This window comes from Variovorax sp. J31P179 (assembly GCF_030316985.1).
GTDB lineage: Bacteria > Pseudomonadota > Gammaproteobacteria > Burkholderiales > Burkholderiaceae_C > Variovorax > Variovorax ginsengisoli_B.
In genome coordinates, this window is the sequence record NZ_JASZYL010000004.1 from 43,764 (window position 1) to 56,274 (window position 12,511).

At 69.9% G+C, this 12,511-nt stretch carries 11 protein-coding genes and 1 pseudogene; 5 read left to right on the forward strand and 7 right to left on the reverse strand.

The genetic code is table 11. The annotated features are described in order from the left end of the window. Positions 1-25: 25 nt before the first annotated feature. Positions 26-97: pseudogene (locus tag QTI17_RS35040) on the reverse strand (twin-arginine translocation signal domain-containing protein); the annotation flags it as partial. Between the two features lie 75 nt (positions 98-172). Here QTI17_RS35040 and gstA point away from each other — a divergent pair. After that, on the forward strand, positions 173-781 hold the full coding sequence (gstA, locus tag QTI17_RS11320; protein ID WP_286533164.1) for a glutathione transferase GstA: 609 nt from the start codon (positions 173-175) through the stop codon (positions 779-781). 12 nt (positions 782-793) lie between these two features. On the opposite strand, the gene QTI17_RS11325 is transcribed toward gstA, so the two are convergent. Next, complete coding sequence (locus tag QTI17_RS11325) at positions 794-2,005, reverse strand: YbfB/YjiJ family MFS transporter (protein WP_286533165.1); 1,212 nt, start codon at positions 2,003-2,005, stop codon at positions 794-796. Between the two features lie 125 nt (positions 2,006-2,130). On the opposite strand from QTI17_RS11325, the gene QTI17_RS11330 reads away from it, so the two are divergent. Further along, positions 2,131-3,234 carry an alkene reductase gene (locus tag QTI17_RS11330; RefSeq protein WP_286533166.1) on the forward strand — a complete coding sequence of 368 codons (1,104 nt, stop codon included), beginning with the start codon at positions 2,131-2,133 and terminating at the stop codon, positions 3,232-3,234. Here QTI17_RS11330 and QTI17_RS11335 read toward each other — a convergent pair. Next, positions 3,216-4,607 (reverse strand): sensor histidine kinase, encoded by a 1,392-nt coding sequence (locus tag QTI17_RS11335; protein ID WP_286533167.1) that lies wholly within the window; start codon positions 4,605-4,607, stop codon positions 3,216-3,218. The two genes, QTI17_RS11330 and QTI17_RS11335, sit on opposite strands and share 19 nt — an antisense overlap. Further along, positions 4,604-5,293, reverse strand: a complete 690-nt coding sequence (locus tag QTI17_RS11340; RefSeq protein ID WP_286533168.1) for a response regulator transcription factor — start codon at positions 5,291-5,293, stop codon at positions 4,604-4,606. Before QTI17_RS11340 ends, QTI17_RS11335 begins: the two co-directional genes overlap by 4 nt. A 120-nt stretch (positions 5,294-5,413) precedes the next feature. Between QTI17_RS11340 and QTI17_RS11345 the strand changes: the two genes are divergently transcribed. Then, entirely contained in the window at positions 5,414-5,608 is a 195-nt protein-coding gene (locus tag QTI17_RS11345; RefSeq protein WP_286510471.1) for a heavy-metal-associated domain-containing protein, read from the forward strand. A 28-nt stretch (positions 5,609-5,636) separates the two neighbouring features. Here the strand turns inward: QTI17_RS11345 and QTI17_RS11350 are convergent, their stop codons facing one another. Continuing rightward, entirely contained in the window at positions 5,637-6,647 is a 1,011-nt protein-coding gene (locus tag QTI17_RS11350) for a cupin-like domain-containing protein (protein WP_286533169.1), read from the reverse strand. A 153-nt stretch (positions 6,648-6,800) separates the two neighbouring features. On the opposite strand from QTI17_RS11350, the gene creB reads away from it, so the two are divergent. Next, on the forward strand, positions 6,801-7,550 hold the full coding sequence (gene creB, locus QTI17_RS11355) for a two-component system response regulator CreB (RefSeq protein WP_286533170.1): 750 nt from the start codon (positions 6,801-6,803) through the stop codon (positions 7,548-7,550). A gap of 94 nt (positions 7,551-7,644) precedes the next feature. After that, on the forward strand, positions 7,645-9,084 hold the full coding sequence (creC, locus tag QTI17_RS11360; RefSeq protein ID WP_286533176.1) for a two-component system sensor histidine kinase CreC: 1,440 nt from the start codon (positions 7,645-7,647) through the stop codon (positions 9,082-9,084). Here the strand turns inward: creC and QTI17_RS11365 are convergent. Together QTI17_RS11365 and QTI17_RS11370 are read right to left on the reverse strand one after the other, a co-directional pair. After that, on the reverse strand, positions 9,078-9,683 hold the full coding sequence (locus tag QTI17_RS11365) for a hypothetical protein (RefSeq protein WP_286533178.1): 606 nt from the start codon (positions 9,681-9,683) through the stop codon (positions 9,078-9,080). The genes creC and QTI17_RS11365 overlap by 7 nt on opposite strands. Positions 9,684-9,975: 292 nt before the next feature. Further along, complete coding sequence (locus QTI17_RS11370) at positions 9,976-12,345, reverse strand: penicillin-binding protein 1A (protein WP_286533180.1); 2,370 nt, start codon at positions 12,343-12,345, stop codon at positions 9,976-9,978. Between the last annotated feature and the right edge of the window lie 166 nt (positions 12,346-12,511).

The window sequence follows — 12,511 nt, forward strand, 5'->3', positions numbered from 1 at the left end:
GGACCCCGTCGCGGTGCCCGCAAGCTTAGGAACCCGCGCGCGAAGGCCCCATAGTCGCGGCGCCCAAGGCACCGTAGGACAAAAACGCGCGCCGTGAAACCGCTTAGCATCGCTGTCGCGTCGTCAAGAACGCGTCAAAAACGCATTTCGCCTATTCACTGGAGTTTTTCGAATGAAGCTGTACTACTCGCCGGGCGCCTGCTCGCTGTCGCCCCACATCGCCCTGCGCGAAGCGGGCCTCGCCTTCGAACCGGTTCTCGCCAGCACCAAAAGCCACAAGCTGCAGGATGGCACCGACTACTACGGCATCAACCCGCTGGGCTACGTGCCGATGCTCGAACTCGACGACGGCACCCGCCTGCGCGAAGGCCCGGCCATCTTGCAGTACATCGCCGACCTGGCGCCGACCAAAAACCTGGCGCCGGCCAACGGCACGATGCCGCGCTACCGGCTGCAGGAATGGCTGACCTTCATCGGCACCGAGATCCACAAGAGCTTCTCGCCGCTGTTCAATCCGGGCATGCCTGAAGAAGGCAAGGCCATCTCCAAGACCAAGCTGCGCTCGCGCTATGAATGGCTCGACAGCCAGCTGGCCGACAAGGACTACCTGATGGGCGACACCTTCAGCGTCGCCGACGGCTACCTGTTCGCGGTCACCAACTGGGCCAAGCCCACCGGCGTCGACATCGCCGACCTGCCGAAGCTCAGCGCCTGGCACGCGCGGGTCGCCGCCCGCCCCGCGGTCCAGGAAGCCTTGAAGGCAGAAGGCCTCACAAAGTAATCCGTTGAGGCCTCAAGCGGGCCGTTGACGCCACGCCAGCAAGGCGCCGGCCCACAATGCGAGGGCCGACGCGACCAGGCCGCCGGCGAGGCCGCCGCGGCCGTCGGAGATCCAGCCGGTCACGGTCGGGCCGACGATCTGGCCGAGCGCGAAGACGATCGTGAACGCGCTGATGCCGGCCGCCCATTGCGCGGCCGGCAGGTTGTGCCGCACCAGCGCCGTCGTCGACGCCACGACCGACAGGAAGACGGCACCGAACATCAGGCCCGAGGCCAGCGTCACGGGCCAGGCCGGACTGAGCACCGGCAGCAGGGTCGCCACCCCGAGCAGCGCGTTCAGCAGTGCCTGCGGGCCGCCGCCGCGGAAGCGGTCGAGCAGGCCGGCCCACAGGCGGGCCGACGCCACGCAGGCGACGCCCAGCAAGGCGTAGAACAGCGTGATGTCGCCGGGGCTCGCGCCCTGCTCGCGCAGCAGCGCGATGACGAAGGTCATGTAGCCGATGTAGCCGGCACCGAACAGCGCATAGCCCGCCAACGCCCAGCCGAAGCGCCGGATCGGCCAGGCCGGCCGGCCCGCCGCGGGCGCCGGTGTCGGCGCTGCGGCAACGGCACCCTCCCCCGGCAACGCGCGCACCGCGAACGCCAGCACCGCGGTGGCCGCGACGCTGGCCAGCGCCAGCGCCCACCAGGCCCAGGCCCAGCCATGCGGTGCCCCGGCCGCGGCCTGCAGCACCGCGGGCACCAGCAGCGCCGACAGCGTGATGCCGAAGCCGGTGCCGCCGTAGTAGAGCCCCAGCAACAAGCCCGCGCGCGACGGCTGCGCGCTGCCGAGCCGGGCCGCGAGCAGGCCGCCTGAAACGAACACCCAGGCACTGGCCAGGCCGGCCAGCAGGCGCTGCAGCAAGAGCGCCGGCGCCGAAACGACGAAGCCGCTGGCCGCCATGAAGAGACTGGCCGCGACCGCACCGCCGACCAGCAGCCGCACCGCGCCGAAGCGCCGCATCAGCGCCGGCGTCAGCAGCGCACCCAGCAGGTAGCCGGCGGCATTGGCGGTGTTCATGCCGCCGGCCAGTGCATAGCTCCATCCCAGGTCCGCGCGCATCGGTGGCAGCAGCAGGCCATAGGCGAAGCGGGTGATGCCGAGCGAGACGGCTGCCCCCAGCGACAGCGCCAATGCGAGACGGAGTGCTTGGGCGGGCGTGAGCGAGGCGGGCGTCGAAGGCATGCGGATCCGCCCATTCTGCGGCAGTGACTAGCACCAACAGGACAACCGTGCGACAGCAGGGTTGCGATTCGGGGTTTACCCTTGCGCGTTCTCTTCCCTCATCTTCAACAACAGGCACTCCGTTCATGTCCTCTCTCTTCGATCCCGTCCAGGCAGGCGATCTGGCGCTCGACAACCGCATCGTGATGGCGCCGCTGACGCGCAACCGGGCCCCCAATGCCGTGCCGCGCGACATCACCGCCACCTACTATGCGCAGCGCGCCTCCGCCGGCCTGCTGATCACCGAAGCCACCGCGATCAGCCAGCAAGGCCAGGGCTACGCCGACGTGCCGGGCCTCTACGGCACCGACCAGCTCGACGCCTGGAAGCGCGTCACCGATGCGGTGCACGCCGAGGGCGGCAAGATCGTGGTCCAGCTGTGGCACGTCGGGCGCGTCTCGCACACCGAGCTGCAGCCCGACAACGGCCAGCCGGTCGCCCCCTCCGCGATCACCGCCAAGACCAAGACCGTGCTGATCAAGGACGGCGTGCCGACCTTCGTCGAGACCTCCGAGCCGCGCGCACTCGATGCGGCCGAGCTGCCCGGCATCGTGCACGCCTATGCCGCCGCGGCGCGCAATGCGGTCGAGACCGCCGGCTTCGACGGTGTCGAGATCCATGGCGCCAACGGCTACCTGCTCGACCAGTTCCTGAAGACCGGCAGCAACCAGCGAAGCGACGACTACGGCGGCAGCATCCCCAACCGCGCCCGCCTGCTGCTGGAGGCCACGCGCGCGGTGGTCGACGCGGTGGGTGGTGGCCGCACCGGCATCCGCCTGTCGCCGGTGACGCCGGCCAACGACGTCCACGACGCCGACCCGCAACCGCTGTTCGACTACGTGGTCCGCCAGCTGGCACCGCTCGGCCTGGCCTACATCCACGTCATCGAGGGCGCCACCGGTGGCCCGCGCGAACTGGACGACCGGCCCTTCGACTACGAGGCGCTGAAGGCCGCCTACCGCGCGGCCGGCGGCAAGGGCGCCTGGATGGTCAACAACGGCTATGACAAGCCGCTGGCCGAAGAAGCGCTCAAGGAAGGCGACGACCTGGTCGCCTTCGGCCGGCCCTTCATCTCGAACCCGGACCTGGTGCGTCGCTTGCGCGAAGGGGCGCCGCTGAATCCGTGGGACAAGAACACCTTTTACGGCGGCGGCGAAGCCGGCTACACCGACTACCCGGCCCTGGCCTGAACGGCCGCCTGCGCGTCGGCGGCGAAAGCCACGCTGACGCGCAGCCCGCCCTCGTCGGAGGCCCTTGCGAAGCTCAGCTCGGCGCCGAGCAGCTTCGCGTAGCGGGCCACGATCGCCAGGCCCAGCCCGGCGCCCTGGCCGAGTTTCTGGCCCGCCGGGCCCTGTGCCCAGCGCTGCAGCAGGTCGGGCTGGGCATCGGGCGCGATGCCCGGGCCGTCATCGACCACGCTCAGCGTGCGGCCCGACAGTTCCACGGTGATGGTATGGCCGCCGTAGCGCAGCGCGTTGTCGATCAGGTTGTCGAGGATGCCCTCGACCAGCGCCGCATTGGCAGCCACCGTGACCCCTTCCTCGAGTCCGAGACCGCCGAGATCGACGCCCTGGGCATCGGCGCGCGCCAGGTGCCGCAGCACCGCCTGCTGCCCCAGCTGGTCCAGCCGCAGGGGCTCGCGCTGCAGCCGGGTATGGCCCTCGTCCGCCAGCGCCAGCGCCAGCAGCTGGTCGACCAGGTGGCTGGCCCGTACCTGGCTGGCGAGGATCTGCTGCAGCTGTTCGCGCCAGGCCGCCGGATCGCGCTGCGCCAGGCCGTAGTCGGCCAGTGCACGGATGCCCGCCAGGGGCGTGCGCAGCTCGTGCGCGACATTGCCCGCGAACTCGCGCTGCGCGGAGGCGCTGCGTGCCAGACGCTCGAACAGCGCGTTGAGCGTGTCGCCGAGCTGCTCGAGCTCGCGCGAACTGCGAGCCACCGGCACCGGCGCCAGGTCATGGGCATCGCGGCGCTCCAGCGTGCGCCGCAGGTCGCCCAGCGGGTGCAGCTCGCGATCGATGCCGCGCCAGATCCAGGCCGCCAGCAGCGCCAGCAGCACCAGTTGAGGCGCCAGCGAATACGCCAGCAGCTTCTCGACCAGCGAGGCGCGCCCGCGCGTGGTCTGCGCGATGACGACCCGATAGGCGAGCGGCTCTTCCTGGTTGAGCACCACCGCCCGCAACGCCTGGCCCTGGTAGTCGATGCGCGAGAAGCGGTGGCGTGCGCCGTCCTGCGGCGCCGGCGCACGGAGGCCGGCGTCGCCGGCCAGCAGCGAGCCATCGGGCCGCAGCACCGCGAAGTAGACCGTCTCCGCCTGGTCGAACAGCAGGTTGTTCATCTCGCGCGGCGACAGCAGAAGCTCGACGCCGCGCTCGCCGGCCCGCACGTTGGCCGACACCGAATAGGCGTCGTCCAGCATCGCGCGGTCGAAGGCCTGCTCGGCGAAATAGCTGGCGACGACCAGCGCCACCGCGGTGCCCAGCAGCCATGTCAGGCCCAGCGGCAGCAGCACGCGACGCAGCACCCGCGCGATGAGCGAGGGCGCGGCCGCCGCGCCGCCGCTCACGTCTCGGCTTCCATCAGGTAGCCGATGCCGCGCAGCGTGCGAATGGCGGCACCGCTGGCGACCAGCTTCTTGCGCAGCCGAGAAATGAAGGCCTCGAGCGCGTTGTCGCCGAGCGATTCGTCGAAGGTCGAGAGCTTGTCGGACAGCTCGCGCTTGCTGACCGTGCGCCCGGGCGGGCTCATCAGCTCCCACAGCACCTCGAACTCGCGCGCCGGCAGGTCCAGCGGCACGCCCCCGACGGCGAAGCGGCGCGCCCGCCGGTCGAGACGCAGCTGTCCGAGCAGCGCGATGTCCTCGGTGCCCTGGGCCCGGCGCACCAGCGCCCGCAGCCGGGCTTCGACCTCCGCCAGGTCGAAGGGCTTGCCGAGGTAGTCGTCGGCACCGGCGTCCAGGCCGGCGATGCGCTCGTCGGTGCGGTCGCGGGCGGTCAACACCAGAACCGGGGTGCGGTCGCCGCGGGCCCGCGCCTGGCGCAAGGCCGCAAGGCCGCTCGCGAGGCCGCTGGTCGGGCTGGAGGTCGCCGGCAGGTTCAGGTCGAGCAGCACGGCATCGAAGGTCTGCACCCGCCACAGGTGGTCGGCGTCCTCTACGTTGGCCGCCACGTCGACGCGGTGGCCCGCGTCACCCAGGCTGCGCAGCATCACGCCGCGCAGGACCTCATCGTCTTCGACCAGAAGGATTCGCATGGGTGGGTTAGTGAAGTGAAAAAACTTGCTGTTTGTACCGCAGGAAGCGCCCCCTCACTGGACATTGACATGGGGGAAAGGTTCAAACTCGCGCTTCAACCACATGAAGGAGCCATCACGATGAGCCAGAAGTTCCAGGTCACGGGCATGAGTTGCGGCCACTGCGCCGGCGTGGTGCAGAACGCGGTCCAGACGATCGATCCCAGCGCGCAGGTCACGGTCGACCTCGAGACCGGGCATGTCGACGTCGTCAGCCAGCACCCTCGGCAGGACATCATCGTCGCGATCGAGAACGCCGGCTACCGGGCGCAGTAGCCCGGCGGCCGTCCCGGCCCGGGAATGCTCAGGAGGTCGGGATGCGGATGCGCAGCTGTCGCCGGGACGGGTCCGGCGCCGCCTCGGCGGTCAGCGGTGCGAGCTTGGCCGGCAGCACCAGGGCCCGCGCCAGGGCGGGCGATTCCTTCTGGAAGCGCTCGAGCCGGGTCAGGATCCGGTCGATGCGCGCCAGCTGGCCGCCCAGCCGGGCACCGGCTTCCGGCGACTTCTTCGCCTCCTCGGCGGCCACCTCGTCCTGGAAGCCCTGCCAGTTCGACGGGTCCAGCATGTTGGTGCAGACCGAGATCGAGGTCGACAGCGCCCGCGCGGCATGCCACCAGCGCGCCGGCACGAAGATCATGTCCCCGGGCTTGAGCACGGTCCGGTAGAGCGTCGCCTTGGCGAGCAGCGGAAAACGCTCGCGGTTCTGCATCACCGGGTCGTCGACGGTCGAATGATTGGGGAACGCCACCCGCGGATACAGATAGGGCGTGTCGGTGGGCGGAAAAACCACGAATTCCTTGTCGCCATAGATCTGGGTGATCTGGGCGTGGGCGTTCTCGCCGTCGAAATGCATCACCGGAAACTTGCTGCCGACACCGCCGATCAGCAATTTCAGGTAGCCGTCCGGGCGGCGCCATTTCTCCGGCATCAGCGGGCTAGAGAAGCGGCGCGGGAAGGCGAACTTGTTCTGCGGCACCACGTCCGGCAGCAGTTCCGGCAACACTTCGTGCAGGAACGAGCGGTACATGTAGGGGCCGGGGTTCTCCGCGCTGGAGGCGATCACCTCGTCGATGAAGCGGTCGAAGGGCATGTTCCGCTCGTAGCCGATGGCGACCGGCTTGCTGCCGAAGCGCTGCTTGAAGTACTCCGGCGTCCAGGTGCGCATGGCCGCCCAGCCCTTGCCGACATTCGAGATCACGACCGGCCGGTTCCCGTGCATGTAGCGGGCGAGGAAGTCGTCGTAACTCAGCGAATTGCCATCCACCCGCTCGATCGGCAGCCAGGGCGCAGCCGTGCGCCCGCGGCTGGCAGTCACCGGCGGAGCAGCAGAAGCAGAATCTGTGAGATTTTGTACTTGCATACTTACATACTACAAAAAGTGAGTGCGGTTGCATAGTGTTCGTTCGTCATACGGCCAAACTTCAGAGACCAGCGCCGCACCGGCGCCCCGGCTGGCTACCATCGCCGCATGCTCTCCAACCCGCGGATCCTGATCGCCGAAGACGAGTCCGGCATCGCCGACACCCTGCAGTACGTACTGCGCACCGACGGCTTCGTCCCGGTCTGGTGCGCCACGGCCGCCCAGGCCATCGCGCAATTCACGGCCGAGCCGCCGGCGCTCGCGATCCTCGACGTCGGACTGCCCGACATGAACGGCTTCGAGCTGTTCAAGCGGCTGCAGGCCCTGCCCGGCGGGGCGCAGGTGCCGATGCTGTTCCTGACCGCACGCAGCGACGAGATCGACCGCGTGGTCGGCCTGGAACTCGGCGCCGACGACTACATCGCCAAGCCCTTTTCGCCGCGCGAGCTGGTGGCGCGGGTGCGGACGATCCTGCGCCGCAGCGGCCGCGGCGCCCAGGGAGTGCCGGCGGCGGCCACCTCCCCGGCGCCGGCCCCCGCCCCGGCCGCGCCCGCGACGCCGTTCGCGCTCGACCTCGAACGCATGCAGATCCGCTACTACGGCCGCCTGCTCGAACTCTCGCGCTACGAGTACGGCGTGCTGCGGCTGCTGGTGCAGCGGCCCGGGCGGGTCTACACCCGCGACGACCTGCTGCGGCTGGTCTGGGACGAGGCCAGCGACAGCTTCGACCGCACCGTGGATGCGCACGTGAAGACGCTGCGCGCCAAGCTCAAGGCGATCGCGCCCGAGGTCGATCCGATCCGCACGCTGCGCGGCACCGGCTATGCGCTGAACGAAGAACTGCCGCCTGCTCCATGAGTACCAGGCCGGCGCCGGGCCGCTCCCAAGGCGGCCTGCGGCCCCCTCGGGGGGCAGCGACCCACACGCAGTGGGGGAGCGTGGGGGCCATGCCGTGACCAGCCGGACCCGCATCTTTCTCGGCATCCTGCTGATCTACACGGCAGGCATCGCCTTCCTGCTCTACCGCGTGGTGATCGACATCGACCCGCGCTATCGCGAGTCGGCGGAAGAATCGCTGGTCGAGGCCTCGCAGCTGATGGCCAGCCTGGTCGAGCAGGACGTGATCGCCGGGGCGATCAATACCGCGCGGCTCGAGCCCCTGTTCCGCTCGGTCTATGCGCGCCAGTTCTCGGCCCAGATCTACAACCTGCACAAGCGCCACGTGGAACTGCGGATGTACGTGACCGACCGCAACGGCCGGGTGCTGTTCGATTCGCAGGGCCGCAACCTGGGCGCCGACTTCTCGCGCTGGAGCGACGTCAGCCGCTCGCTGGCGGGCACCTACGGCGCGCGCACCACGCGCGACATCGCCGGCGATCCGCTGAGCTCGGTGATGTACGTGGGCGCGCCGGTGCGCTGGGGCAGCGAGATCGTCGGTGTGGTCAGCGTCGGCAAGCCGGTGCAGAGCTTCGGCCAGTTCGTCGAGGACGCGCGGGCCCGCACGCTGTGGGTCGGCGTCGGCTCGGCGCTGGCCCTGCTGATGGGCGCGGTCATCGTCTCGATCTGGCTGGTGCGTCCCTTCGGGCTGATCTCGGACTACGTCGGCTGGCTGCGCGCCCAGCGCAGCCTGAGCCTGGGCCGCATGCTGCGCCGGGCCGCCGACACGCTGCGCAGCGGCCTGGGCGAGATGCGCGACGCCTTCACCGGCCGCAACTACGTGGCCGACTACGTGCAGACCTTCACGCACGAGATCAAGAGCCCGCTGTCGGCCATCCGCGGCGCCGCCGAGCTGATCCAGGAGCCGTCGATGCCGCAGGCCGAGCGTGAGCGCTTCCTCGGCAACATTGCGCACGAAACCCAGCGCATCCAGGAGATCGTCGACCGCATGATGGAGCTCACAGCCCTCGAGACCCGGCGTGCACTGGACCGCAGCGAGCCGGTGGCGCTGGGGCCCCTGCTGCGCGAGGTGGCTGCCGGTGCCCAGGCCGCGGCCGCGCGGCGCGAAGTGCGCGTGCAGGTCGCGATCCATGCCGAGGCCAGCGTCGAAGGCGACCCCTTCCTGCTGCGCCGCGCGATCAGCAACCTGCTCGACAACGCCATCGACTTTTCGCCCGCGGGCGCCGAGGTGCTGCTGGCGCTGGAAGCCAGTTCGCGCCGGGCCACCGTCAGCGTGCGCGACCGCGGTCCGGGCATCCCGGACTATGCGAAGGACAAGGTCTTCGAGAAGTTCTACTCGCTCGCCCGGCCCCACAGCCAGAAGAAGAGCACCGGGCTCGGGCTGGCCTTCGTGAAAGAGATCGCGGCCCTGCATCGCGGCCGGGTCGAACTCGCGAACGCGCCGCGCGGCGGCGCGCTGGCGACGCTCACGCTGCCGCTGCTGTCACTTCACTGACCGGTGAGCGCCGCGTAGGCCTTGCGGGTCTCGGCGCTCACGGCGTCGAGCACCTGCGCGTGGGAGGTCTTGTGGCGTGCCAACAGCCGCGCCGAGGCCACCGCCTTCGACTTGCAATACCAATGGCAGCTGTGCTGCATCAGGAACAGTTCGGCCGACATCATGTAGGCCTTGGCCTTCGGCGAGCGCTGCGCTTCGTTGCGCATCACGCCGGCGATTCCGCGGGCATGGATCGCGAAGGCCTGGCGCAGGTCGAAGGTCGCGGCCGGCAGCAGCTGCGCAACGAAGGGCAGCGCCAGCGGCAGCTTGCTGACCCGCGCCTCGCTCTCGCCGACCTGCGCGAATTCGGCCGCGAAGCTGTCGAACTGCGCCGACAGCTTGGCCTCGGTGCTGTCGAGCAGGCCCCAGATCTGGGCCCGGCGGTCGGGATCGTCCTCGCCGAGACAGCGCAGGTAGCCTTCGGTGAGGTTCTCCATCAGCTTCTCGATCTGGTAGTGGCCGAGGTGGCTGCCCAGCAGCGCGATGCGCCGGCGCTGCTGCTGCGAGTTGACGAGGTAGGCGCCGATGACGATCAGGGTCACCAGGGTGAGAGTTTCCATCGGCCCCGAGTGTAGGGGGCGCGGCCAGGGCCTGTTCACACTACTTCCGGGGTCGCGAAGGTATGCCAGGGCGGGCCAATCAAGGCGCGCGACGCCGCATGTGCGTTGGCACATGCAAGGAGCGCAACGCCGAGTGGCCCGCCCTGGCATACCTTCCCTTCGGGTTGCCGAGCAAAGGGGCCGTCTGCGGCGTTGCCCGCGCTTGCAAGGCGCAAGCCTTGCTGCGCGCGGGCGCCTTGCATCCAGCCCCTTTGCTCGACAACGCGATCCCCGGAAGTAGTGTGAACAGGCCCTACCTGAAGAAGTCGAGGATGCGGTTGCGCTCCGCCGGCGCCGCCGGGGGCGCCACCTGCGCGCCGGCCAGGTCCTCGGCCGGCAGGGGCGCCAGCGCGGGATCGAGCCCCAGGCTGGCCACGCCGTGCCCCGGCGCGTAGTCGTCGAAGTACCACTCGCCATCGACCTGCAGCACGCCGTCGGGCGCCTTCAGCGGAGCCACCGGCACGCCCTTGAGCGCCGCCTGCATGTAGCCGGTCCAGATCGGCAGGCTCAGGCTGCCGCCGGTCTCGCCGCGCACGCCGAGCTGGCGCGGCGTGTCGTAGCCGACCCAGGCAATGCCCACGCGGGTCGGCTGGAAGCCGGCGAACCAGGTGTCGAACGAATCGTTGGTGGTGCCGGTCTTGCCGTACAGGTCGTCGCGCCGGATCGCCTGGTAGGCGCGCGACGCGGTGCCGCCCTTCACCACGCTCTGCAGCAGCGAATCCATCATGAACGCATTGCGCTCGGGGATCGCGCGCCGGGTCTCGTCGAGCACCGGCGGCTCGGTCTCCATCAGGATCTTGCCGCGGGCGTCGGTGACCCGCGTCACCAGGTAGGGATTGACGCGAAAGCCGCCGTTCGCGAACACCGCATAGCCGGCCGCCATCTGCATCGGCGTCACCGAGCCGGCACCCAGCGCCATCGGCAGATTGGCAGGCTGCTTCTCGCGCTCGAAGCCGAAGCGCGTGACCCAGTCCTGCGCATAGCCGGCGCCGATCGACTGCATGACGCGCAGCGTGACCAGGTTCTTCGACTGCTGCAGTGCGCGCCGCAAGGTGATCGGGCCGTCGTAGCCGCCGTCGTAGTTCTTCGGCTCCCAGGCCGTGCCGCCGGCGCCGGCCTCGAAGAACAGCGGCGCATCGTTGACCACGGTGGCCGGCGTGAAGCCCTTCTCGAGCGCGGCCGAGTAGATGAAGGGCTTGAAGCTCGAGCCCGGCTGGCGCCAGGCCTGCGTCACGTGGTTGAACTTGTTCTTGCCGTAGTCGAAGCCGCCCACCAGCGCCTGGATCGCGCCGCTGCGCGGGTCCAGCGCCACGAAGGCGCCCTCGACCTCGGGCAGCTGCGTGATCTCCCAGGCGTTCTTCGGCGTCCGCGCCACGCGGATCACCGCGCCCGGCCGGATCCGGATGTTGCGCGCCGCCTTGTCGGCCAGCCCCGACTGCGCGGGCCTGAGCCCCTCGCCGGCGATCTGCAGCGTCTCGCCGTTGGCGCGCACCGCACGGACCTCCTTGGCGCTCGCCTGCAGCACCACGGCGGCCACCAGGTCGCCGTTGTCCGGGTGCTCGGCCAGCGCGTCGTCGACCGCGTCGTCGAGTGCCTTCGGGTCGTCGGGCAGGTCGACGAAGGCCTCGGGCCCGCGATAGGGCTGGCGCCGCTCGTAGTCCATGATGCCCTTGCGCAGCGACCGGTAGGCCGCCTGCTGCTCGGCCGCGACCAGCGAGGTCGTCACCTTGAGCCCGCTGGTGTAGATGCTGTCGCCGTACTGCGCATGCATCATCTGGCGCACGGTCTCGGCCACGTACTCGGCATGCAGCCGCGACGGGTCCGCGGCATCGCGCAGCTGCAGCGGTTCGCGCCGTGCCGCATCGGCCTGCGCGGCGGTGATGAAGCCGGTCTCCTGCATGCGGTCGATCACGTAGAGCTGGCGGGCCCTCGCGCGGCGCGGATTCGCCACCGGGTTGTTGGTGCCCGGCGCCTTCGGCAGGCCGGCCAGCATGGCGGCCTCTGCCACCGTAATGTCCGCGAGCGGCTTGCCGAAATAGGTCTCTGCGGCCGCCGCGAAGCCGTAGGCGCGCATGCCCAGGTAGATCTGGTTCAGGTAGATCTCCAGGATCTGGTCCTTCGTGAGCTGGCGCTCCATGCGCATCGCCAGCAGGATCTCCCAGGTCTTGCGCTGCACGGTGCGCTCCGAGCTCAGGTAGACGTTGCGTGCGACCTGCATCGTGATGGTCGAGGCGCCCTGCTTGCGGCCGCCCTGCAGGCTGGCCAGCGCGGCGCGCGCGAAGCCCTTGTAGTCGACCCCGCCGTGTTCGTAGAAGCGCGCGTCCTCGACCGCCAGCACGGCGTCCTTCATGACCTGCGGAATCTGCGCGAAGGGCGTCAGGTTGCGGCGCTCCTCGCCGAACTCGCCGATCAGCGCGCCGTCGGCCGAATAGACCCGCAGCGGCTGCTTGGGCTGGTAGTCCGACAGCTCGGAGATGTCGGGCAGCCGCGGGTAGATGGTGGCCACCGCGATGCCGCCGGCGATCGCCAGCACGACCACGGTGCCGGCCGACAGCGCGGCGATCCAGGCGACCGGACGGCGCCAGCCGGGTGCGCGGGAGGGGGTTTCGGACGGAGAAGTCATGGCAAGGAGGGAGCAGAACAGGCCGCGATGGTTCCCCATCCGGGCGATGCCTGCGTGAAGGCCCTGTTCGCAGGACTTCACACAGGCTTCACACAAGGCTGTTTTCGAGCCGCCGGACTTCGAACGGCCTTCCAACTGGCTTCTCGCTCGCTCCGGACAGTGGCTC